At 67.7% G+C, this 21,275-nt stretch carries 19 protein-coding genes and 1 pseudogene; 7 read left to right on the top strand and 13 right to left on the bottom strand.

The window, feature by feature from the left end; translation table 11 throughout:
• Positions 1-4 precede the first annotated feature (4 nt).
• The gene (locus tag ACZK3W_RS20925) at positions 5-577 is read right to left on the bottom strand and encodes a DUF1190 domain-containing protein (RefSeq protein WP_125895412.1); all 573 of its coding nucleotides are present in this window, start codon (positions 575-577) and stop codon (positions 5-7) included.
• A gap of 312 nt (positions 578-889) precedes the next feature.
• Between ACZK3W_RS20925 and ilvD the strand changes: the two genes are divergently transcribed.
• Both ilvD and ACZK3W_RS20935 read left to right on the top strand, forming a co-directional pair.
• Positions 890-2,728 (top strand): dihydroxy-acid dehydratase, encoded by a 1,839-nt coding sequence (gene ilvD / locus ACZK3W_RS20930; protein ID WP_049424111.1) that lies wholly within the window; start codon positions 890-892, stop codon positions 2,726-2,728.
• A 138-nt stretch (positions 2,729-2,866) separates the two neighbouring features.
• Positions 2,867-3,484: a hypothetical protein gene (locus ACZK3W_RS20935; RefSeq protein ID WP_125895411.1), complete on the top strand. Its 618-nt coding sequence runs from the start codon at positions 2,867-2,869 to the stop codon at positions 3,482-3,484.
• Between the two features lie 151 nt (positions 3,485-3,635).
• Here ACZK3W_RS20935 and dinG read toward each other — a convergent pair whose 3' ends face one another.
• The 3 genes from dinG to aroE form a co-directional block, all read right to left on the bottom strand.
• On the bottom strand, positions 3,636-5,738 hold the full coding sequence (gene dinG / locus ACZK3W_RS20940; protein ID WP_071228543.1) for an ATP-dependent DNA helicase DinG: 2,103 nt from the start codon (positions 5,736-5,738) through the stop codon (positions 3,636-3,638).
• Between the two features lie 167 nt (positions 5,739-5,905).
• Complete coding sequence (locus ACZK3W_RS20945) at positions 5,906-6,259, bottom strand: hypothetical protein (protein ID WP_006400655.1); 354 nt, start codon at positions 6,257-6,259, stop codon at positions 5,906-5,908.
• Between the two features lie 3 nt (positions 6,260-6,262).
• On the bottom strand, positions 6,263-7,108 hold the full coding sequence (gene aroE / locus ACZK3W_RS20950) for a shikimate dehydrogenase (protein ID WP_180838706.1): 846 nt from the start codon (positions 7,106-7,108) through the stop codon (positions 6,263-6,265).
• 48 nt (positions 7,109-7,156) lie between these two features.
• Here aroE and ACZK3W_RS20955 point away from each other — a divergent pair, with 48 nt between their 5' ends.
• A complete protein-coding gene (locus ACZK3W_RS20955; protein ID WP_180838705.1) occupies positions 7,157-8,029 on the top strand; it encodes a TolB family protein in 873 nt (290 codons plus the stop codon).
• 150 nt (positions 8,030-8,179) lie between these two features.
• Here ACZK3W_RS20955 and ACZK3W_RS20960 read toward each other — a convergent pair whose 3' ends face one another.
• The 4 genes from ACZK3W_RS20960 to ACZK3W_RS20975 form a co-directional block, all read right to left on the bottom strand.
• Positions 8,180-8,449, bottom strand: coding sequence for an SHOCT domain-containing protein (locus tag ACZK3W_RS20960; RefSeq protein WP_478450246.1), 270 nt, complete (start codon positions 8,447-8,449; stop codon positions 8,180-8,182).
• Positions 8,450-8,481: 32 nt separating this feature from the next.
• Positions 8,482-9,471: a porphobilinogen synthase gene (gene hemB / locus ACZK3W_RS20965; RefSeq protein ID WP_032129123.1), complete on the bottom strand. Its 990-nt coding sequence runs from the start codon at positions 9,469-9,471 to the stop codon at positions 8,482-8,484.
• A 19-nt stretch (positions 9,472-9,490) separates the two neighbouring features.
• The gene (locus ACZK3W_RS20970) at positions 9,491-10,408 is read right to left on the bottom strand and encodes a bestrophin family protein (RefSeq protein ID WP_010482217.1); all 918 of its coding nucleotides are present in this window, start codon (positions 10,406-10,408) and stop codon (positions 9,491-9,493) included.
• A gap of 122 nt (positions 10,409-10,530) precedes the next feature.
• Entirely contained in the window at positions 10,531-10,779 is a 249-nt protein-coding gene (locus ACZK3W_RS20975) for a hypothetical protein (protein ID WP_006475755.1), read from the bottom strand.
• 184 nt (positions 10,780-10,963) lie between these two features.
• On the opposite strand from ACZK3W_RS20975, the gene ACZK3W_RS20980 reads away from it, so the two are divergent.
• Entirely contained in the window at positions 10,964-11,428 is a 465-nt protein-coding gene (locus ACZK3W_RS20980; RefSeq protein WP_014038879.1) for a hypothetical protein, read from the top strand.
• A gap of 1,014 nt (positions 11,429-12,442) precedes the next feature.
• Here the strand turns inward: ACZK3W_RS20980 and ACZK3W_RS20985 are convergent.
• The 4 genes and pseudogenes from ACZK3W_RS20985 to ACZK3W_RS21000 form a co-directional block, all read right to left on the bottom strand.
• Positions 12,443-14,242: a DUF885 domain-containing protein gene (locus tag ACZK3W_RS20985; protein ID WP_180838682.1), complete on the bottom strand. Its 1,800-nt coding sequence runs from the start codon at positions 14,240-14,242 to the stop codon at positions 12,443-12,445.
• 206 nt (positions 14,243-14,448) lie between these two features.
• A complete protein-coding gene (locus ACZK3W_RS20990) occupies positions 14,449-14,964 on the bottom strand; it encodes a cytochrome c oxidase assembly factor Coa1 family protein (protein WP_293798438.1) in 516 nt (171 codons plus the stop codon).
• Positions 14,965-14,989: 25 nt separating this feature from the next.
• Positions 14,990-17,216, bottom strand: a pseudogene (locus ACZK3W_RS20995) (S9 family peptidase).
• Between the two features lie 144 nt (positions 17,217-17,360).
• Positions 17,361-18,050 (bottom strand): glutathione binding-like protein, encoded by a 690-nt coding sequence (locus tag ACZK3W_RS21000; RefSeq protein WP_032129128.1) that lies wholly within the window; start codon positions 18,048-18,050, stop codon positions 17,361-17,363.
• A gap of 110 nt (positions 18,051-18,160) precedes the next feature.
• Here ACZK3W_RS21000 and ACZK3W_RS21005 point away from each other — a divergent pair, with 110 nt between their 5' ends.
• Complete coding sequence (locus ACZK3W_RS21005) at positions 18,161-18,790, top strand: TIGR00645 family protein (protein WP_032129129.1); 630 nt, start codon at positions 18,161-18,163, stop codon at positions 18,788-18,790.
• A gap of 201 nt (positions 18,791-18,991) precedes the next feature.
• Positions 18,992-19,993: an energy transducer TonB gene (locus ACZK3W_RS21010; protein ID WP_125895406.1), complete on the top strand. Its 1,002-nt coding sequence runs from the start codon at positions 18,992-18,994 to the stop codon at positions 19,991-19,993.
• A gap of 84 nt (positions 19,994-20,077) precedes the next feature.
• Here the strand turns inward: ACZK3W_RS21010 and ACZK3W_RS21015 are convergent, their stop codons facing one another.
• On the bottom strand, positions 20,078-20,332 hold the full coding sequence (locus ACZK3W_RS21015) for a hypothetical protein (RefSeq protein ID WP_125895405.1): 255 nt from the start codon (positions 20,330-20,332) through the stop codon (positions 20,078-20,080).
• Positions 20,333-20,409: 77 nt separating this feature from the next.
• Between ACZK3W_RS21015 and ACZK3W_RS21020 the strand changes: the two genes are divergently transcribed.
• Positions 20,410-21,207, top strand: coding sequence for an AraC family transcriptional regulator (locus ACZK3W_RS21020; protein ID WP_071228552.1), 798 nt, complete (start codon positions 20,410-20,412; stop codon positions 21,205-21,207).
• Positions 21,208-21,275: the final 68 nt, after the last annotated feature.

The raw sequence follows: 21,275 nt of genomic DNA on the forward strand, positions 1-21,275 counted from the left end.
TCGATCAGCCGCCGTAGCTGCCGCTGGTGCTGCGGCGTGCGCTGGTGTTGCCGAAGCCACCACGGCTGGCGGTGACCGCACGGTTCGGCTCGCTGGTGACCGGGGCCAGGCCGGCCTTGCCCGCGCCGATGCCGCTGGCGGTGTTCAGGCCACCGGTACCGCCCGGTGCCGGACGCGCCCATCCAGCGCTCTTGTCCTGGTAGGCCGGCGCCGCCGCCGGCGCCTGCGGCGCGAGGCCGCCGCGGTTGCTCAGCATCTGCGACATGAAGAAGCCCATCATCATCGGGCCGATGAACGAGGTACCGGCCGAGGTGTGCTGCTGCACGCACTGTTCCGGCTTGTAGTCCTTCTCGCAGGCTTCCTTGCTGGCGTACTTCGGCGCCGCATCGGCGGCCTGCTTCTGCGCTTCGGCGAAGGCATTGCGGCACGACGAGGGATCGCCGGTGGCCTCGGTGCAGGCCTCCACCGAGGTGTACAGGCCTTCCTGCACCTTCACCTCCGGCTCCTTCTGGCAGGCGGTGAACAGCAGCGGCGCAGCGCTCATCAGCAGCAGCGCGGTGGTGCGGGAACGTTTCATGGCCTCATGCCCTGTCGACGGATCAATGCCCCAATGATGCCAAATCCGGACCAGCAACCGGAATCGGCAAAGTCCGAAAGATGAACGGACTTTCATTTTCGTCGGGCATTGGGGTCAGAGCCCATCGCGCCGCGATGGGATCCGACCCCGGGCGGCGCACCGCTCTGGCAGGTGCCAATCTTGGTTGGCACACACGGCACGGCGCCGACCAAGGTCGGCATCTACCGAAAACGGGTGGTTGCAGCAGCAACCGAAAAAATTGGCCATGATCGGGCGACCCCCACGTTGTACGGCCCGCCCGTTCCGCCAGCCATGCCTGAATACCGCTCCCGCACCTCCACCGCCGGCCGCAACATGGCCGGCGCCCGCGCCCTGTGGCGTGCCACCGGCATGAAGGACGGCGACTTCCACAAGCCGATCATCGCCATCGCCAACTCCTTCACCCAGTTCGTGCCCGGCCACGTGCACCTGAAGGACCTCGGCCAGCTGGTCGCGCGCGAGATCGAACAGGTCGGCGGCGTCGCCAAGGAATTCAACACCATCGCCGTGGACGACGGCATCGCGATGGGCCACGACGGCATGCTGTATTCGCTGCCCAGCCGCGAGATCATCGCCGATGCCGTGGAGTACATGGTCAACGCGCACTGCGCCGACGCGCTGGTGTGCATCAGCAACTGCGACAAGATCACCCCCGGCATGCTGATGGCCGCGCTGCGCCTCAACATCCCGGTGGTGTTCGTCTCCGGCGGGCCGATGGAAGCGGGCAAGACCAAGCTGTCCGAGCACAAGCTGGACCTGGTCGATGCGATGGTGGTGGCCGCCGATGACAGCGCCTCCGACGAGAAGGTCGCCGCGTTCGAGCGCAGCGCCTGCCCCACCTGCGGCTCCTGCTCGGGCATGTTCACCGCCAACTCGATGAACTGCCTGACCGAAGCGCTGGGCCTGTCGCTGCCGGGCAATGGCACCACGCTGGCCACCCATGCCGACCGCGAGGCGCTGTTCCGCCGCGCCGGCCGCCTGATCGTCGAACTCTGCCACCGCTGGTATGGCGGCGAAGACCCGAGCGCGCTGCCGCGCGGCATCGCCACCCAGGCCGCGTTCGCCAACGCGATGACCCTGGACATCGCCATGGGCGGTTCCACCAACACCATCCTGCATCTGCTGGCTGCCGCGCAGGAAGCGGAGGTCGACTTCGACCTGACCCACATCGACGCGCTGTCGCGGCGCGTACCGCAGCTGTGCAAGGTGGCGCCGAACACGCCGAAGTACCACATCGAGGACGTGCACCGCGCCGGCGGCGTGTTCGGCATCCTCGGTGAACTGGACCGCGCCGGCCTGCTCGAAACCACGGTGCCGACCGTGCACAGCGCCAGCCTGGCCGAAGCACTGGAACGCTGGGACGTGGTGCGCAGTGACAACGACACCCTGCATACCTTCTTCAAGGCTGGCCCGGCCGGCATCCCCACCCAGGAAGCCTTCAGCCAGGCCACGCGCTGGCCGACGCTGGATGTGGACCGCGCCGAGGGCTGCATCCGTTCGCTGCAGCACGCGTATTCGCTGGAAGGCGGGCTGGCCGTGCTGCGCGGCAACCTGGCCATCGATGGCTGCGTGGTGAAGACCGCCGGCGTGGACGAGTCGATCCATGTGTTCGAAGGCCCCGCGCGCGTCTACGAAAGCCAGGACGCCGCCGTCGCCGGCATCCTCGCTGACGAGGTGCAGCCGGGCGAGGTGGTGGTCATCCGCTACGAAGGCCCGAAGGGCGGCCCCGGCATGCAGGAGATGCTGTACCCGACCAGCTATCTGAAATCGAAGGGGCTGGGCAAGCAATGTGCGCTGCTCACCGATGGCCGCTTTTCCGGCGGAACCTCGGGCCTGTCGATCGGCCATGTCTCGCCGGAAGCCGCCAGTGGCGGTGTCATCGGCCTGGTGGAAAACGGCGACCGCATCCGCATCGACATCCCGGCGCGCCGCATCGATCTGCTGCTGGATGAGGCCACGCTGGCCCAGCGCCGCGCCGACGCCGATGCCCGCGGCTGGAAGCCGCGCGCACCGCGCCCGCGCAAGGTCACCAGCGCGCTGAAGGCTTACGCGCTGCTGGCCACCAGTGCCGACAAGGGCGCCGTACGCAACACCGCGCTGCTCGGCGATTGATCCCCGTGCGGTAGTGCCGGCCGCTGGCCGGCATCTGCACAATGCGTCTGCAAATCAATGAGGTTGCCGGCCAGCGGCCGGCGCTACCCCTCCTGATCCGTTATGGTGGTCCAGGAAGTCACCAACACGGAGGTTGAGATGATGTTGCTTTCCTTTGCGCTGGCCACTGCCATGGGCACGTCAGCCGAACCGCCCAAAGCCCCGGACTGCAGCTACGACCGTGCCGCGATGCTGGCGATGGAACCTGGCCGATTCGATCAGGACCTGGCAGGTGGCTGGCGCCCGCTGGCCGACCGTGGCTGTACCCGCGAAGCGGCCGACCTGCTGTCCGCCTACGGCGCTCTGCCCAAGGCAGAAGGCAACGTCATCATCACCTGGCACGAGGGCCAGCTGCGCGCGGAGCTGGGGCAGACCGCGCAGGCGATCACGCTGATGGAACGCAGCCACAAACCCGTGAACGCGGGCGACCCGGGTTACTGGAATGCCTACGTGGACGGCATGGTCGCGTTCCTGCGCCAGGACCGCAGCGCCCTGGAGAAGGCTCGTGCGAGGCTGGTCGCGATACCGACGCCCACCGCGATGGCGGAGAACATCAAGGACGGTCGCTACCAGTTCACCACCGAAGGCGGGCAGCAGGTGCAGATGCCGTGGCCGCCCAACCTGGATGTGCTTGATGGGCTACTGCGCTGCTTCGGCAAACCCTACATGGAGGCCTATGGGCCAGGCTGCCGGACGCCTGAAACAGGCACCCGGTAACCACCAAGCGCCGCTGTCCGATCGTCAGCCCGTGCGGTAGTGCCGGCCCCTGGCCGGCATCTGTACAGTGCTCGCAAAAATGGGGACGGAGGGAATTAAGTCGTTTTTGCCATAAACGACTTAATTCCCTCCGTCCCCTTTTTGCTACCGGTCAGCCGATCACGCGCTTGAACGGTGGCAGCGCGTCGATGATGCGCTTGCCGTAGCGGCGGGTCAGCAGTCGCGAATCAAGAATGACCACGCGGCCGGTGTCGGTGGAGGTGCGGATCAGGCGGCCGGCGAACTGGGTCAGCGTGCGCAGCGCGTGCGGAATGGCGATCAGGTTGAAGGCATTGAGGCCACGCCCCTCGAACCACTCACTGAGCGTGGCGGTCTGCGGATCGGTCGGCACCGCGAACGGCACCTGGGTGATCACCACCGTGGTGCAGGCCTCACCGGGCAGGTCGAGGCCTTCGCCGAACGAATTCAGCCCGAACAGCACCGAGCCTTCGCCTGCCGCCACGCGCCGCAGATGCTCGTCGATCAGCCGGGTCTTGGACATCTCGCCCTGCACCAGCACCTGCTTTCGGCGCGCGGCCGACATCAGCCCGGCTACCTTCTCCATCTTCCAGCGCGAGGTGAACAGCACCATCGAGCCCTTGGCCCAGTCCAGTTCGGTGTCCAGGTAGCGCGCCACTTCGCGCGGGTGCCCTTCGCGGTCGTCCGGGGTGACCGGGAACTTCGGCACGATCAGCTCGGCCTGGTTGGGCAGGTCGAACGGCGACGATAGCGAGACCATCTCGGCCTCTTCCGGAATGCCGTTGTCGATCGCCAGCGACTGGAAGTCGCCACCGCCGGTCAGCGTCGCCGAGGTCATCACCACCGAGTCCACTTCATCCCACAGCAGCTTGCGCAGCACGTGCGCGGCCGACACCGGCGAGCCATGCAGCACCAGGTCGCCGTCGCGGGTGGCGGTGACCCAGCGCGCCATCGGCGGCGCGCCGTCCTTGTCCTCGCGGCGCCAGGCCTGCCACAGGTTGTACTGCTGCTCGATCATTTCCAGCGCCATGCCCAGGTTGCGCTGCAGGCGCTCGCGCGCGGCATCGTCCGGCTTGCCCTTGGCCACCTGCGCGGTGGCGGCATGCGCCCAGTTGTAGAGGCTGCGGGTGTCGTCGGCCAGCGCTTCGATCGGCTCGCGCCAGGCCTCGGGCAGACGACCATTGGCGGCGCGCCACATCGGTTCCTCGTCGGCCGGTGCCGGCATCCACACCCGCTCGACGTGGTCGCGGAACGCGCGCAGCTGCTTGGCCACGTTGCTGGCCACCTCGATCGCCTCGTTCGGCAACAGGTTGCCCAACCGATCCTTGTCGACCGCGCGGTAGGCGCCGGCGATCAGGATCTGCAGGCGGCCGGTGCGCTTGGCCATCTCGTCCAGCGCCAGGCTGGCCGCGCCCTGGTCGATCGCCACGTTGCCGATGTGATGGCCTTCGTCCAACACCAGCAGCATGTCCGACGGCGGGGCGATCAACGGCTGGCCGTTGTCGCTGTCACCGATCGACAGCGCCGACAGCAGCAGCGCGTGGTTGGTGACCACGATCTGTGCGTCGCGCACCGTATTGCGCGAACGCAGCACCGCGCACTGCGCCGAATAGGCACAGCGGCGCCCGGCACAGCCCGAAGCCGGCGTGGTGATGCGGCTGCGCAGGCCGGGGCTGATGGTCTCCGGCGCGTTGTCGATGTCGCCATCCCAGCTGCCGCCGGTGAAGGCATCGGTCAGGCGCTTGGCGATGTCCATCTCGATCGGCGCCAGCGGCCGGTCGAACAGCGGCGCGTCATCCTCGAACATGCCGCCCTGCGAGCCCTCGCCCTGCGCCTCGGCGGCGTTGCGCGTGCACAGGTAGCGGGTACGGCCCTTGGCCAGCGCCACGGTCGCTTCCAGGCCGGTGGCCTTGAGGAAATTCGGGATATCGCGCTCGACCAGCTGCGACTGCAGCGCCACGGTGCCGGTGCTGATCACCAGCTTCTTCTTGCTGGCCAGCGCGATCGGCACGCCTGCGGTGAGGTAGCCCAGGCTCTTGCCGACGCCGGTGGGCGCTTCGACCACGCCGACGCCACCGCTTTTCGACAGCGCACGCGACACCACGCCGATCATCTGGCTCTGCGAGCGACGGGTGGAGAAGCCGGGGGTATTGGCCTGCAGCGTCGTGTACGCCTTGCGGATCGCGTCCTTCAAGGTGTCATCGAGCGTGCGCGGAGCGGCGACGGTTTCGGTCACGCCGGGAAGTACCGTGGCTGGATCAGGCCGGTCATTGTCGCATGGCCGGCCGCGTTCACCGTCGCTGGCACCCTGAACGGGCCAGCGACGACGCCAGGCGGCGGTCACGGTCCGATGGGCGGACCGCCCAAGGGCCAGATACGCCGGGCATGGCCCGGCGCTACCGGTCAGGATGCCGGGATCGTGCGGGTACGCAGCAGGCGCACCAGCGCCCACACCAGCAGCACCACGCCGATGGCCTCGACCATCGCCAGCGCGAAGTGCAGCACGCCAAGGATGGCACTCATGCCCGAGATGGCGTCGAAGTTGCCGCTGTTGATCAACCACATCGGCAGGATGCCGGCGGCCATGCCGCCGAGGCTGGACAGCAGCAACAGCACCAGGCCGACCAGGGCGCCGGTGCGGGTGGCATCGCGCGGTGCGCCGACCACCCAGACCAGGCCCACGCACAGTGCGATCAGCACCGGCAGGCGCACGCCCACGATGCTCAGCACCGTCACCATCAGGGTCGTGTTGTCCATCGATCAGTCCTCGCCGGCCAGCACGGCCGAGCCCTGCCGCAGCGTCTGGTAGACCTCGTCGGTCTGCGGACGCACACCGTGCCACTGCAGGAAGCTCTCGGCGGCCTGCTCGACCAGCATGCCCAGGCCATCCACGGTATTGCGGCAGTTCGCTGCGCGCGCCCAGGCCAGGAAGGCGATGGCGGCCTCGCCGTAGTTCAGGTCGACGGCGGTGGTCATCGAGTTGACCAGCGACAGCGGCAGCTTGAACTCGACGTCACGGTCGCGGCCGGCCGAGGTGGCATTGACGATCAGCTCGAAGTCGCCCAGCTCGCGCAGGTCTTCCCAGTAGCGGCTGATCGCGCGGCCCGGCTCGCCCATGGCGTCGATCAGTTCATCGGCACGTTCCGGCGTGCGGTTGACCACCACCAGTTCGGTGATTCCAGCATCGAGGAAGGCCGGGGCGACGCTGCGCGCGGAGCCACCGGCACCGATCAGCAGCATGCGGCGGCCGCGCAGGTCCAGGCCGTGGCGGTCGGTCAGGTCGCGCACCAGGCCGATGCCGTCGGTGGTGTCACCGTGCCAGCGGTCGCCCTTGCGCAGCAGCGTGTTGACCGAACCGGCGCGGCGCGCACGTGCAGTCAGCGTGGTGCACACCGAGAACGCGGCTTCCTTGTGCGGCGAGGTGACGTTGGCGCCGACGCCGCCCTCTGAGGCGAACGCCTCCAGGCCGGCCAGGAACGCATCCGGGGCCAGGTCGATCGCGCGGTAATCCACCGCGATGCCTTCCTGGCGACCGAACGTCGCGTGGATCTGCGGCGACTTCGAGTGGGCAACGGGGTGTCCGAAGACGGCGTAACGGTCGGTCATGGAATCCTCAAGCTGGCTAGACTGATGCTCTTTCGTGCACGGACCCGGATGATGCGCATCACCCCGCCCCTGCTGGTGCTTGCCGCCAGTCTACTCTCTGCCCCCGTGGCGATGGCGTTGAACGAGTACGGCATCGAAGGCATGGGCGTGGTCTCGACCCGTGCCGACGAGGGCCGCGCCACGATCAGCGCCGATGGCCAGCGCATCGTTTTCGCCCGCCGTGGCGAGGCCGGTTGGGGCCTGTGGGAGGCGCGCGTGGTGGACGGCCGCTGGCAGCAGGCGCAGGCCTTGCCGGTAGGCGTGGCCGGTGAAGCCCATGATCCCTACTTCAGCCGCGACGGCCGCTGGCTGCTGTTCGCGGCCGGCCGCGAGGGCAAGCTGGCGCTGTATCGGGCCGCTCTCGCCACCGATGGCCAACTGGGTACCGCGCAGCTGCTGGCGGGCGACGCGGGCCGCCGGGAAGAGCGCGGGCCGGCCCTGAGCGCGGATGGCAGGCAGCTGTTGTTTGCCCGCCAGCAGGGCCGTGGTGCCGGCTGGGACCTGTTCGTGGCGACGCTGGATGCGCAGGGACTGCGTGGCCCGGCCAGCGCACTGAGCGCGTTGAACAGTGCCGACGACGAGACCGACGGCGACTGGCTGGGGCATGACGGCGCCGTGGTGTTCAGCCGCGGCAACGGCACGACCACGCAGGTGTGGAGCAGCGGCTGTGCGTGGACCGGTGCGGCGCTGCAGCCATTGGGGCTGTCGTTCAACCAGGCCAGCGGCTGGACCGGCGCGCCGGTGATCGACAACGCCAAGCCGGGCGAGATGATGGTCGCCAGCAGTGCGGCGAAGGCACCGCGTGCCGGTGGCGTGGATGTGTACCGGTTGGCGGTGCCGAAGGTGGTGGCGGTTGCGGGGTGCGTGCCGGGCGCACGGTGACGGCAAACGCCAACCAAGGTTGGCGGCTACCAGGGCGATGGAGGCGCCAGGTGCGTGCGGTAGATCCACGCCGTGCGTGGATGGCCGTTTGGTAGATGCCAACCTTGGTTGGCATGCGGGAAAGTGCCAACCAAGGTTGGCACCCACCCGTCAGCGCGACAACACCTTGGCGCGCTGCTGCTCGTACTCGATCTCGCTCAGCTGGCCATTGTCCTTGCGCTGGTTCAGCGCGGCCAGTTCGGCCTGCACGCTGTCCGGCAGGGCCTGCTCACGGGCCACGCGGCGCGCGGCGGAGAGCTGCTCCGGCGGGCGCTTGCCGGCCCGCCAGGCGGCGATGAAGACACCGACGATGATGGCGCCGAACACCAGCGTACCGGTGCCCCAGATCAGCCATTGCATCCACCCCAGTTCGGGTCCCATCGCGCAGTCCTCCGTCTATCGTGGCGCTATTGTCAGCGCTCGCGCAGCCATCGCGCCACCTGCGGCGCGAAATAGGTCAGCACGCCATCGGCACCGGCCCTCTTGAAGCCCAGCAGCGACTCCAGCACGCAGGCGCGCTCGTCCAGCCAGCCGTTGGCGAAGGCGGCCTTCATCATCGCGTACTCGCCACTCACCTGGTAGGCGAAGGTTGGCACGCCGAATTTCTCCTTCACCCGGCGCACCAGGTCCAGGTACGGCATGCCCGGCTTGACCATCACCATGTCGGCGCCCTCTTCCAGGTCCAGCGCGATCTCGCGCAGGGCCTCGTCGCCGTTGGCAGGGTCCATCTGGTAGGTCTTCTTGTCGGCCTTGCCGAGGCTGGCGGCGCTGCCCACCGCATCACGGAACGGACCGTAGAACGCCGAGGCGTACTTGGCCGAGTAGGCCATGATGCGCACGTTGATGTGGTTGTCGGCATCCAGCGCACGACGGATCGCGCCGATGCGGCCGTCCATCATGTCCGACGGCGAGACGATGTCCACACCGGCCTCGGCGTGCGATACCGACTGCTTGACCAGCGCCTCGACGGTGATGTCGTTCAGCACATAGCCCTTGTCGTCGATGATGCCGTCCTGGCCGTGGGTGGTGTACGGGTCCAGCGCCACGTCGGTCATCACCCCCAGTTCCGGGAAGCGCGACTTCAGCGCGCGGATCGCACGCTGCGCCAGGCCGTCCTCGGCCCACGCCGCCGATGCATCCAGCGACTTCAGCGACGGGTCGATCACCGGGAACAGGTCGATCACCGGAATGCCCAGCTCCAGCGCCTCTTCGGCCACCTTCAGCAGTTCTTCGATCGACAGCCGCTCCACGCCCGGCATCGACGGCACCGCGGTGCGGCCAGCCAGTTCGTGCACGAACACCGGGTAGATCAGGTCGTCGGTGGTCAGCGTGTTCTCGCGCATCAGGCGGCGCGAGAACTCGTCATGGCGCATGCGGCGCGGGCGGTAAAGCGGGTGGGACATGGCAGGCTCCGAGGAGTGGCTATTGCAACAGGTAGCCCTGCGGCAGCAGGGGTTCGGGCAATGGGCGTTCGCCGAGCGCGTCGAGCTGGTCGATCTCGATCGTGCGCACCAGCGCGTCCAGCGGCAGGTCATTCGGCTCCAGGCCGAACGGGTCTTCCATTTCTTCGCCCAGCTGGTCCAGGCCGAAGAAGGCATAGGCCAGCACCGCCGACAGCACCGGCGTGCCCCAGCCCAGCGAACTGGCCAGGCCGAACGGCAGCAGCACGCAGAACATCCACGCGCAGCGGTGCAGCAGCAGGGTGTAGGCGAACGGCAGCGGTGTGGTGAGAATGCGCTCGCAGCCGGCCTGGATCGACGACATCGCGTGCAGGCGTTCTTCCAGCTGGGTGTAGAGGATCGGGTCGAGGTCACCGGCACGCAGGGCCTGCGCCAGTTCCGCAGCGATCATCGAGAGCAGCGCGTCGGGCACGTTCTCGCGCTGCCCGAGTTGTTCGCGCTGGCGCTTGTCCAGCCACGGCAGGGCCATCAGCGCCACGATGCGCCCGCGCAGGCGACCGGCCAGTGCATGGGCGAAGGCGGTGGTGAGGTAGGCGATGCGGCGGCGGCGGCCGGTGTCATCGGCCAGCAGCAGGTTCACCTGGCGGGCCAGCGAGCGCGATTCGTAGACCAGCTGGCCCCACAGCTTGCGGCCTTCCCACCAGCGCTCGTAGCAGGCGCTGTTGCGGAAGCTGAGGAAGATCGACAGGACCAGGCCGAGCAGGGTGAACGGCGTGACGGAAACGCGTTCGATGCCGGTGGGCGGCGCCAGTTCCACCACCGCAGCCACGGCAATGGACAGGATCAGGATGGCCAGCACCTTGGGCGCGATCGCTTTGACGATCGAACCGCGCAGGATGTAAAGCAGTTGCCAGCCGTGGGGACGGGGTCGGATGATCATGGGGCAGCCGCGCCGGGCGCGGATTCACAGGCACGCGGGGGGCTCGCGCAGCCATTCATTGTACGCCCCTGCCCGGCCATGGGCCGTGCGCCTGCGACGCCCTGTCGCACCCGGGTGCGGGCTCAGATCACGCCGCCACCCAGGCCGAGGCGGAGGATGCCCACCACCACCACGATGCCGTTCAGCACCAGCCCGGCCCAGGCCCGGCCACGCTTGCTCGGGTGGGTGAACAGGATGCCGAGCGCGGCGATGACCGCGCCCACCGCAGCGAACGGGATCAGGAACCAGTTGCCCCAGCCCAGCAGTGGAATCAGCGCCAGGATCATCCACAACAGCGCCAGTACGCCCCACAACAGACTGATCACACCCATGCCGCTCTCCCGCAGTTGGTTCCTGCCCCAACCATAGACGTTCCCGCTGCCGCCGCCTACTGCCATTGGCGGGGCTGTCACCCCCGCCGTGCTAGCGTGCTGCCGTGCGTGCCCTGGCCCGGGTGTTGGCGCCGATTCAGAGTGGCCCGCCGATGATCGCAACCAGTCCTACAGGGGTCGTGCCATGAACATCCGTTGGGCCGCGTTGGCGGCCATCCTGCTGGTCGCCGCTGGCTGTGCCAGTACCTCCAAGGTGATGCTGGGCCGCGCCCGCGCACCGATCGATCCGGCGCTGGTGCAGATCTATTCGACGCCACCGGCCGGTTCCCAGGAAATCGCCCAGCTGGAATCGGCGTCCGCCGTCGGCTTCGGCACCCAGGGCCAGACCGATGCCGCCGTGGCACGCCTGAAGCGTGAGGCCGCCGCGCTCGGCGCCAATGGCGTGGTGTTGATGGGCGTGGGCAGCAGTGGCTCGCCGGTGGGCATGTCGGTCGGCGCCGGCACGTTCGGTTCGCACGTCGGTGGCGGCGTCGGCATCGGTATTCCGACCACGCAGAAGCGCGCCGCCGGCGTCGCGATCTGGGTGCCGAATCCGGCACCGCCCGCGCGGTTGCCGACACAGGTGATCACACCGCAGCCGCAGCGGTGACCCGAGAGGGTCACCGCCGGTAGTGCCGGCCGCTGGCCGGCAACCTCAGAAATCCTCTTCGCCCAAGGGAAATGCCGGCCAGCGGCCGGCACTCCCCCTGCAACAACCGACGTATCGCTCTGGTAGGTGCCAACCTTGGTTGGCACGAAACCCACAGCGCCGACCAAGGTCGGCATCTACCAACGGCGCTTGCCGGCCAGCGGCCGGCACTACCCCTGCAACAACCGACGCATCGCTCTGGTAGGTGCCAACCTCGGTTGGCACGAAACCCGCGGCGCCGGCCAAGGTCGGCATCTACCAACGGCAATTGCCGGCCAGCGGCCGGCACTACCCCTGCAACAACCGACGTATCGCTCTGGTAGGTGCCAACCTTGGTTGGCACGAAACCCACAGCGCCGACCAAGGTCGGCATCTACCAACGGCGCTTGCCGGCCAGCGGCCGGCACTACCCCTGCAACAACCGACGCATCGCTCTGGTAGGTGCCAACCTTGGTTGGCACAAACCCACAGCGCCGACCAAGGTCGGCATCTACCAACGGCAATTGCCGGCCAGCGGCCGGCACTACCCCTGCAACAACCGACGTATCGCTCTGGTAGGTGCCAACCTTGGTTGGCACGAAACCCACAGCGCCGACCAAGGTCGGCATCTACCAACGGCGATTGCCGGCCAGCGGCCGGCACTACCCCTGCAACAACCGACGCATCGCTCTGGTAGGTGCCAACCTTGGTTGGCACGAAACCCACAGCGCCGACCAAGGTCGGCATCTACCAACACCGGTTGCCGGCCAGCGGCCGGCGCTACCCCTGCAACAACCGACGTATCGCTCTGGTAGGTGCCAACCTTGGTTGGCACGAAACCCACAGCGCCGACCAAGGTCGGCATCTACCAACGGCGATTGCCGGCCAGCGGCCGGCACTACCCCTGCAACAACCGACGCATCGCTCTGGTAGGTGCCAACCTTGGTTGGCACGAAACCCGCGGCGCCGGCCAGTGGCCGGCACTACCGGTGATGCTCAGCGCTTGTACTTCGGCACGAACACCTTGTTCACCGCATCGGCCAGCTGGTCCGGCGGCAGCAGGCCCTGGTCGAGCAGGAAGTTGTTGAACGCCAGGCGGTCGAACTTCGCGCCCAGTGCCAGCTCGGTCTGCATGCGCAGTTCCAGGATGCGGGTGTAGCCGTAGAAATAGCTGCCGGCCTGGCCCGGCATGCGCACCATGTAGCGATCCAGTTCCTGGGTGGCCATCGCCTTGGACAGGCCGACCTGCTCGATCAGCACGCGCTCGCCGTTGGCGCGGTCGGTCAGGCCGAGGTTGAGCATCGGGTCCAGCATCGCGCGCGCAGCCCGCAGCAGGCGGAACTGCAGGGCGATCATCTGCCCGTCCAGCGGCTCGTACGGCACCATCTCGGCTTCGGCATACAGCGCCCAGCCTTCCACGTTCACCGAATTGAACGCGAACATCGTGCGTGCCAGCGAGACGCCGCGCTCGACCATGGCGGTGAACTGCAGCTCGTGGCCGGGGCGGCCTTCATGCGCGCTCAGCGTCCACGCCGCCGCGCCGAAGTTGAAGTCGTCGTACTGCGCACCCGGACCGGCGGCCGGATTGCCCAGCGGCAGCACGAAGGTGCCCTGCTGCCCGGTGTTGTTGACCAGCGGCGCCGGCAGGAAGTGCGGCGCCGGGCTGGCGGCGCTCTCGGCGGCCGAACCCAGTCGCATCTGCATGGCACGCTTGGGCACGTCGACGATGGCGTGCTCGCGGATCAGCGGATCGATCGCGTCGATCACCTTGCGGTAGTGGCCTTCCAGATGATCGTCGGCGATCTTGTCAGCCTTCAGCGCGCGGATCACCGCCACCGGGTCGCTCGGGTCGGCCACCTTCAGGCCCTTGTCCTTCGCCACCAGCGGCGCCAGCTGCTGCATCGCCGATCGGGTTTCCATGAACTCCAGCTGCGCGCGCTGCATCAACAGCTTCGGGTCGATGTCGATGCCGACCTGCTTGAGCTGGTAGGCGTACAGCGGCGCCGGCAGGCGTGCGTCGGCACGTGCCTTCGGCAGCACGGTCGTGCGCGTCCAGGCGGCGTAGTCCTTCATCTGCCCGGCCAGCGCCTTCATTGCTTCATCGGCACCGGCGATCTGGTACTTCTTCAGCAGCGACTCGATACCGGTGATGTAGGTCTCGACGTTGTCCAGCGACTGCTGCACTTCGATCTTCGTCGGCTGCAGCAGGCTGCTGTCCTTCAAGCGCTCTTCATAGCGCTGGCGCGCCAGCGTGGTGAAGGCGGTGCCGCCCGGCTGCAGGCCGGCGTAGGCCTTGAGGCGGTCGAGCGCCTTGGCCCGGCGCTCGGCCGGCACCTGGTCGGACAGCAGCAGGTTGAGGCCGCTGAACACCGTCTGCGGCGCATCGCTCCACGGCAACAGGTACTTCTCGTTGAGCTCGCTGCCTTCGATGTTCTGGCTGGCGGCGTGGATCATGATCTCCAGGTCCTGGCGGACATTGGGATCCTGCTCGGTGGCCAGCTTCGCCTTCAGTTCGTCGCGGGCCTTGGCCATCGCGGCGCGGTAGCGCTTGCCGTTGTCCGGGCCGAGGTCGGCCACCTTGTCGTCGTAGCCGGGAACGCCGAAGAAGCCGGTTTCCTCCGGCTGGAACGGACCCTGTGCATCAAGCAGGATCTGCGCCAGTGCATTGCTGCGGGCCACCCAGGCCGGGCTGGCAGGAGTGGCGGCCTTGGCGGCGGGTGCAGCCAGCGCCGGCGGTGCGGACAGCAACGGGGCGGCAGTCAGGGCCAGGGCAACAGCGAGCGCAATCGGCTTCATGGGACACTCCAGCAAAGGGTTGCCCGCAACTTACGCGCTCACGGCGATGGCGACAATCGGCTGGAGGTCACGGCGCGGCTGATGGGTAGAGTCGACTGTCAGTCGACTATCGCGCGCAGCGCGGGGTTTTTCAGGCGTCTTGTGGAGAGCAGTCGACTAACAGTCGACTCTACATGGCCGCCCTTACCCGGCCGCGCGACCTGCGGTCACAGCGCGGCGGTCAGCGGGCATTCGCCACGCTCACGGCAGGCCTGCAGCTCGCACTCCCCCGCAGCCTCGTCGTCATCCAGTGCAGTCAGGTCGAAGGTCTGCTTGTCTTCGGCCAGTACATACATCACCGGGTAATCCCAGACTTCATCGCGACGGCTGCCCTGCACGAACAGCCGGCCGTGCGCATGCGGTCCTTCCAGCGCAACGGTCAGGCCGACGTCGCGCTGGCCGTTCATCGCGGTCTGCATGCTGCCCAGCGGCATCGATTCGATATGCAGCGGCTCGCCAAAGGCTTCCACCAGTTCAATACTGCAGCCCGCGCGTCGCAGCGCCTCGCGCATCGGCGGGCTCTCGCGTGCCGCCTCGCTCCAGCGCAGCACGCTCCAGGTCACCACACCCCCTGCACCACCCAGCACCAGCACCACCATCAACGGCATCGCCCAGCGCCAGTGGCGGCACCACCAACCGGCGGATGCCGGGTCATGGGCGGGAATCGGCGGTGGCAGGGTCATCGGCGGGCTCCTTCCCGTTGCTGGATCAGGGCTTGAGGCAACGTCCCAGGAAGGCTTCGGCCACGCGGTAGCGATGCAGGGCATCGGCGCCGGACAGGCCATGCTTGGCACCCGGGTAGGTCATCAGCTCGAACGGCTGTGCACGCTTCTGCAGCGCACTCATCAGGCTGGTCGAGTTGGTGAACAGTACGTTGTCATCGGCCATGCCGTGGATCAGCAGCAGCGGCGAGCGCAGGCCGTCGATATGGGTCAGCACGCGCGCTTCTCGGTAACCCGCTTCATTGCGCGCCGGCAGATCCATGTAGCGTTCGGTGTAGTGGCTGTCGTACAGGCCCCAGTCGGTGACCGGCGCACCGGCCACGCCACAGGCGTACTGGTTCGAGGCCTTGGCCAGCAGCATCAGGGTCATGTAGCCACCGTTGGACCAGCCCTGCACGCCGATGCGCGCCGGGTCCACCCACGATTGCTGCTTCAGCCAGGTCACGCCGCGCAGCTGGTCGGTCACTTCCACCGTGCCCTGCTTGCCGTACAACGCGCCACCGAAGTCACGGCCACGGCGCGGGGGTGCCGCGGTTGTCCAGCGAGAACACCACGTAGCCCTGCTGGGCCAAGTACTGGTTGAACAGGTGGTCGCCACGGCCGGGCCAGCTGTCGGTGACGGTCTGGCTGGCCGGGCCACCGTAGACGTACACCGCCACCGGGTAACGCTTGGACGGATCGAAGCCGGCCGGCTTGATCAGGCTGTAGTTGAGCGGGGTCTTGCCGTCGGCCGCGGTCAGCGTGCCGAACTCGATCGGGCGCTGTGCATCGCGGTAACGCGCATACGGATGCTTCGGGTCCGCCAGATCGTTCTCGAGCAGGGTGGCGATCTTCTCGCCATTGGCGCGGAACAGTTCGATCTGCGGCGGCGTGGTGCTGTTGGACCAGCTGTCGACATAGACGCTGGCATTGCGGGCGAAGCTGGCGCTGTGCATGCCCGGTGCCTTGGACAGGCGCTGCGGCTCACCGCCCTGCAGCGACACCGCGTAGATCTGGCTTTCGCGCGAGGTCTCGATGCCGGCGCGGAAGTAGGCCTTGCCAGCCTTCTCATCGACCGCCAGCAGTTCGTCCACCGGCCAGTTGCCGTGGGTCAACGCGGTGGCCTTGCCCTTGCTGTCGATGCGGTACAGATGCTGGAAACCGGTGCGCTCGGACGACCACAGCACGCTGCCGTCATCGAGGAAACGCAGGCTGTTGTGCAGCGGCACCCAGGTCGGGCTGGTCTCGTGGGCGAGCACGCGCTGGCGATTGGAATCGAGCGCCACTTCCACCAGGTCCAGCTGCTTCTGGTCGCGCGACTGGCGCTGGAAGCTCAGGTGCTGCGCATCGCGCCAATCGACACGAGCCAGATAGATGTCCTGTTCCTTGCCGAGGTCGACCCAGCGCGGCTGCGCATCGGCGGCCGGTGCGATCACGCCCAGCTGCACGCGCACGTTGGCGTCGCCCGCGGCCGGGTAACGCTGCTCGATCACGTCGGTGCGGTCGGCGTAGACCTCGTAGCGCTTCTGCACCGGCACCGGTGCTTCATCGATGCGCGCGAAGGCGATGGCCGAATCATCCGGCGCCCACCAGTAGCCGGTGTGGCGGTCCATTTCCTCGTCGGCGACGAACTCGGCCACGCCGTTGCCGATGGTGGTGCTGCCGTCGCGGGTGAGCTGCAGCTGCTTGCCGCTGGCCAGGTCGATCACCCACAGGTTGCGGCCGCGGATGAAGCTGACGAAACCGCCCTTGGGCGACAGCTTGGCGTCGGTGGCGAATCCTTCACCGTGGGTCAGCTGGCGCACTGCGGCCTGGCCCTGCTGCTTGAGGTCGTACAGGTACAGCTCACCGCCCAACGGGAACAGCAGGCGCTGCGCGTCCGGCGACCACTGGTAATCGACGATACCGGTCATCGCGGCGATGCGCTGGCGCTCGCGGCGGGCCTTTTCCTCATCACTGAGGGTCTCGGTGCCGGGCAGCACCACCTTCGAATCCACCAGCAGGCGGGTCTGGCCGCTGCCGATGTCATAGGTCCACAGGTCCAGCTGGTTGCGGTCGCTGTCCTTGCCGCGCAGGAAGCTGACCTGCGAACCATCGGGGGCGACCTTCGGCTTCATCAGGGTCGGGCCGGAAAGCGGCAGCGGGCCGGTGATGGCTTCCAGGGTCAGCTTTTCAGCGTGGGCGGCGGTACTGGTGGCGAGCATGAGGGCGAGCGAAGCGAACAGGTGGCGCATGGAGGATCCCGGCAAACGGCAGGTCCGCCACCGCGATGGACGCGGGGCGGTCGTCCCCCATCCTAACCAAGCCCGTGCGGGAAGGCAGCATGACCTTCTGCCCATGAGGCATGCCGACCAACGGTCGGCACCCACCGTTCCGGGTCAACGCTGGCCGAACAGGTGCTTGCGCTCTTCGTCGCTGAGCGGCTTGCCGGCGTTGGGGTTCACCTGCTGGCGCAGGGCATAGGCGCGCTGGGTGGCCGGGCGTGCAGCAATCGCTTCGTGCCAGCGCTTGAGGTTCGGGAACGCGGCGAAATCCACCGGCAGCTTGTCGTAGGCGCCGATCCACGGGTAGCTGGCCATGTCGGCGATGGTGTACGCGTCCCCGGCCAGGAAGGCGTGCTGGGCCAGGCGCTTGTCCATCACCCCGTGCAGGCGGCGCACTTCGTTGTCATAGCGCTCGATCGCATACGGGATCTTCTCCGGCGCATACACATTGAAGTGGCCCATCTGGCCGCTCATCGGACCCAGGCCAGCCATCTGCCAGAACAGCCACTCCAGGGTGGTCACGCGGCCGCGCGGGTCGCTGGGCAGGAACTGGCCGGTCTTCTCGGCCAGATACAGCAGGATCGCGCCGGACTCGAACACGCTCTGCGGGGCGCCGCCATCGGCCGGGGCGTGGTCGACAATCGCAGGCATCTTGTTGTTCGGCGAGATCGCAAGGAATTCCGGCTTGAACTGGTCGCCCGAGCCGATGTTGACCGGATGGATGCGGTACTCCAGGCCGGCTTCTTCCAGCAGCAGGGTCACTTTGTGGCCGTTCGGGGTGGGCCAGTAATACAGGTCGATCATGGCGGCGGCTCGGGGTGCGGAAAGGAACCTGAAGTCTAGTGCGAGAGTTGGGTTGGCACCGTCACGACGGGCCGGTAACCTCGCGGCTCCCCCGAAACGCACTGTCCTGCATGAGCCACAGTCCTCGCCCCCTGTCCCCGTTGTCCTCGCTGATCTTCGCCTCGCGCTGGCTGCAGCTGCCGCTGTACCTGGGCCTGATCCTTGCCCAGTGCGTCTACGTGTTCCTGTTCGGCAAGGAACTGTGGCACCTGCTGTCCCACTCGGTCTCGATGGGCGAACAGCAGATCATGCTGATCGTGCTGGGCCTGATCGACGTGGTGATGATCTCCAATCTGCTGGTGATGGTGATCGTCGGTGGCTACGAGACCTTCGTCTCGCGCCTGCGCCTGGAAGGCCACCCGGACCAGCCGGAATGGCTGAGCCACGTCAACGCCAGCGTGCTGAAGGTGAAGCTGGCAATGGCGATCATCGGCATCTCCTCGATCCACCTGCTGAAGACTTTCATCGCCACCAGCGCGCTGAAGGGACTGCCGCTGTGCAAGCCGGAACAATGGGCAGCAGCAGTGTCGTCGGCTTCGACCAGCTTCTACAACGCTGGTGTCGATACCTGCACGACCATGACCCAGGAAGGCGTGCTGTGGCAGACCATCATCCACTGCGTGTTCATCCTGTCGGCGATCGGTATTGCCTGGACCGACAAGCTGATGTCCAACAGCCACAGCAAGTCGCACGACCACTGATGCGGCAACCGGCAGCGATCCTTCGCCGCTGCCCCATCCCGGCCCCTGCCCCTTGTACGCGGCGGTGGCCGGGATGCTAGATTGCACCCTCGCCGTTGCCGGCGGTGGCGTCGGGAAACGTCATCGTTCCGCGCCCGGACCACAGGTCCCGGCCATGCGTATCAATGATTTACGTCACGTCGTCTTCTAGAGGGGAGCAGGATGTCGCACGTCTCAACGATCACCGCCGCGCGCCGGTGGCTGCCGGTTGCTTTGGCACTGGCGCTGGCCGCCTGCTCGGGAAAGGAAGAATCTGCAGCACCGGCCCCGGCCGCCGCACCCGCCGCTGCTGCACCGGCCGCACCGGTGGTCGCCGCCAAGGTGCAGTCCATGGGCACCGAACAGCTGCGTGAATCGGCCAGCCAGGCATTGCGCGAGAACCGCATGTACGCGCCGGCCGGCGACAACGCCATCGAGTACTACCTCGCCCTGCGCGACAAGACACCGGACGACGCGTCGGTGAAGAGCGCGCTGACCGACCTGCTGCCCTACACCCTGATCGCCGCCGAGCAGCACCTGGGCCGCGAGGACTACACCGAGGCGCAGCGCCTGGTGGCACTGATCGAGAAGGTGGACGCCTCCGCTCCCGCCCTGCCGCGCCTGAAGGAAGGCCTGGCCAAGGGCGTGGAAAATGCGGCCAAGCGCAGCGAGACCGAAGCCGAGAAGGCCAAGAAGGACGCCGAAGACCGGACCAAGCAGCAGGCCGAACAGCAGCGCCTGACCGAGCAGCGCGCCAAGGAAGCCGATGCGGCCAAGCAGATTGCCGCGCAGCAGGATGCCGCACGCCGCGACAACGAGCGCCAGGAGGCCGAGCGCCAGGCCGCGGCCCGTCGCGATGCCGAACAGAAACAGCAGCAGGCCGCCGCCCAACAGGCCAGCGCCGCACGCCAGGCAGCCGCCGCGGCAGCTCCCACCCTCCGCCCGGTCAGCACGCCGGCGCCGCGCTATCCGGCCGAGGCACTGCGTTCGGGAACGTCGGGCGAAGTGCTGGTGGAGATCACCGTCGGTACCGACGGCTCAGTGGTCAGCGCCCGCGTGCTGCGCGCGACGTCGGGACGGACCTTCGACCGCGAAGCCCTGAACGCGGTCAAGCGCTGGCGCTTCGAGCCGGTCAACGCGCCGGTCACCACCCGCCGCACCCTGGTGTTCGCACCGGGCGGCTGACCGCAAAAAAGGGGACGGAGGGGATTAAGTCGTTTCTGCCACCTCCATGACGCCAAGGCCCGGTCCGTCCGGGCCTTGTCCGTTTCAGGCAGCGCCATCAATCAGGCGCTGCAGCGCCGGATCGCGCGCAGCCAGCACCTGGAACAGGCCCAGCGCGTGCAGGCCCGGCAGCAACGCACGCAGGTCAGATTCGGCTGTGGCGCGGGTGGCATCATCGCTGGCGGGATCCTGCCAGTCGCGGACGCTGGCCAGGAAAGCACCCACGCTGCCCTTGCGCACGGTGAGGCCATTTACCTGCACCTCGTTCTGATGGTCCGGAAGAATGTCCTGTGGCTGCATGGGGAAGCGCTCCGTTGAAGTGGGCTCCAGTGTCGGAGCCCGGACGCGACGTTTCTGCCGTATAACTGCCAATTGATATGGCAGATCAGACAACCACCGCATTGATTGACCCGGCGCTGGCCAATGCCGCCGACGGGCCTGCATTGCTGGGGGCGCAGCTGCGCCTGCCGGGTCCGCGCCGCACGGCACGCCACCAGCACGCCCGCGGGCAGCTGCTGGGTGCACATCAGGGCCTGCTGCGGATCGAGGTCGGCGACCTGCACTGGCTGCTGCCGGCGGGTCATGTCGCCTGGATACCACCTTCGCTGCCCCACGCACTGGCCAGTACCAGTGCGTTCGACGGCTGGAGCCTGTACTTCAGCGCGCAGGCCTGCACCGACCTGCCTGCAGCCCCTCGCATCTTCCAGCCGGGGCCGCTGCTGCAGGCCGCGGTGATTCGGGCGCTGCAGTGGCCGCATGTTCCACTGGATGCCACACAGGCACGACTGGCCGGTGTGATCGCCGATGAGATTGCCGCCAGCAAGCCTCTGCCGCTTGCCCTGCCACAACCGCGTGACCGGCGACTGCAGAAACTTGCCGCCGCACTGGCGCGCGCACCGCACGACAACCGCAGCATCGAGGACTGGGCCGCCAGCAGCGGTCTGTCCAGCCGCAGCCTCGCCCGCCATTGGCTGGCCGAGACCGGCCTGTCGCCAAGCCAGTGGCGGCAACGCCTGCGGGTGCTGCTGGCACTGCCACGCCTGCTGTCCGGCGAGCCGGTGATCAGCGTCGCGCTGTCGATGGGCTACGACACACCCAGTGCCTTCATCGCCGTGTTCAAGCGCGAGATGGGGGTGACGCCTGCGCGGTATGGAAAAGGGGACGGAGGGGATTAAGTCGCTTCTGCCCTCCCCCACATCAACTCGCGGCATCGCCTGATGCCCTTCGCGGTCACGGAGGCGGC

The organism is Stenotrophomonas sp. 80084_Sma (assembly GCF_056481995.1).

Coding starts and splice junctions, on each gene's coding strand:
- ACZK3W_RS20945 (WP_006400655.1), bottom strand. CDS start 6,259: ATGGACAACACGACCCTGATGGTGACGGTGCTGAGCATCGTGGGCGTG.
- ACZK3W_RS21020 (WP_071228552.1), top strand. CDS start 20,410: ATGGCAGATCAGACAACCACCGCATTGATTGACCCGGCGCTGGCCAAT.
- ACZK3W_RS20980 (WP_014038879.1), top strand. CDS start 10,964: ATGAACATCCGTTGGGCCGCGTTGGCGGCCATCCTGCTGGTCGCCGCT.
- ACZK3W_RS20925 (WP_125895412.1), bottom strand. CDS start 577: ATGAAACGTTCCCGCACCACCGCGCTGCTGCTGATGAGCGCTGCGCCG.
- ACZK3W_RS21010 (WP_125895406.1), top strand. CDS start 18,992: ATGTCGCACGTCTCAACGATCACCGCCGCGCGCCGGTGGCTGCCGGTT.
- ACZK3W_RS20955 (WP_180838705.1), top strand. CDS start 7,157: ATGATGCGCATCACCCCGCCCCTGCTGGTGCTTGCCGCCAGTCTACTC.
- ACZK3W_RS20985 (WP_180838682.1), bottom strand. CDS start 14,242: ATGAAGCCGATTGCGCTCGCTGTTGCCCTGGCCCTGACTGCCGCCCCG.
- aroE (WP_180838706.1), bottom strand. CDS start 7,108: ATGACCGACCGTTACGCCGTCTTCGGACACCCCGTTGCCCACTCGAAG.
- ACZK3W_RS20975 (WP_006475755.1), bottom strand. CDS start 10,779: ATGGGTGTGATCAGTCTGTTGTGGGGCGTACTGGCGCTGTTGTGGATG.
- ACZK3W_RS21015 (WP_125895405.1), bottom strand. CDS start 20,332: ATGCAGCCACAGGACATTCTTCCGGACCATCAGAACGAGGTGCAGGTA.
- ACZK3W_RS20935 (WP_125895411.1), top strand. CDS start 2,867: ATGATGTTGCTTTCCTTTGCGCTGGCCACTGCCATGGGCACGTCAGCC.
- ACZK3W_RS21005 (WP_032129129.1), top strand. CDS start 18,161: ATGAGCCACAGTCCTCGCCCCCTGTCCCCGTTGTCCTCGCTGATCTTC.
- ACZK3W_RS20990 (WP_293798438.1), bottom strand. CDS start 14,964: ATGACCCTGCCACCGCCGATTCCCGCCCATGACCCGGCATCCGCCGGT.
- ilvD (WP_049424111.1), top strand. CDS start 890: ATGCCTGAATACCGCTCCCGCACCTCCACCGCCGGCCGCAACATGGCC.
- ACZK3W_RS21000 (WP_032129128.1), bottom strand. CDS start 18,050: ATGATCGACCTGTATTACTGGCCCACCCCGAACGGCCACAAAGTGACC.
- ACZK3W_RS20960 (WP_478450246.1), bottom strand. CDS start 8,449: ATGGGACCCGAACTGGGGTGGATGCAATGGCTGATCTGGGGCACCGGT.
- hemB (WP_032129123.1), bottom strand. CDS start 9,471: ATGTCCCACCCGCTTTACCGCCCGCGCCGCATGCGCCATGACGAGTTC.
- ACZK3W_RS20970 (WP_010482217.1), bottom strand. CDS start 10,408: ATGATCATCCGACCCCGTCCCCACGGCTGGCAACTGCTTTACATCCTG.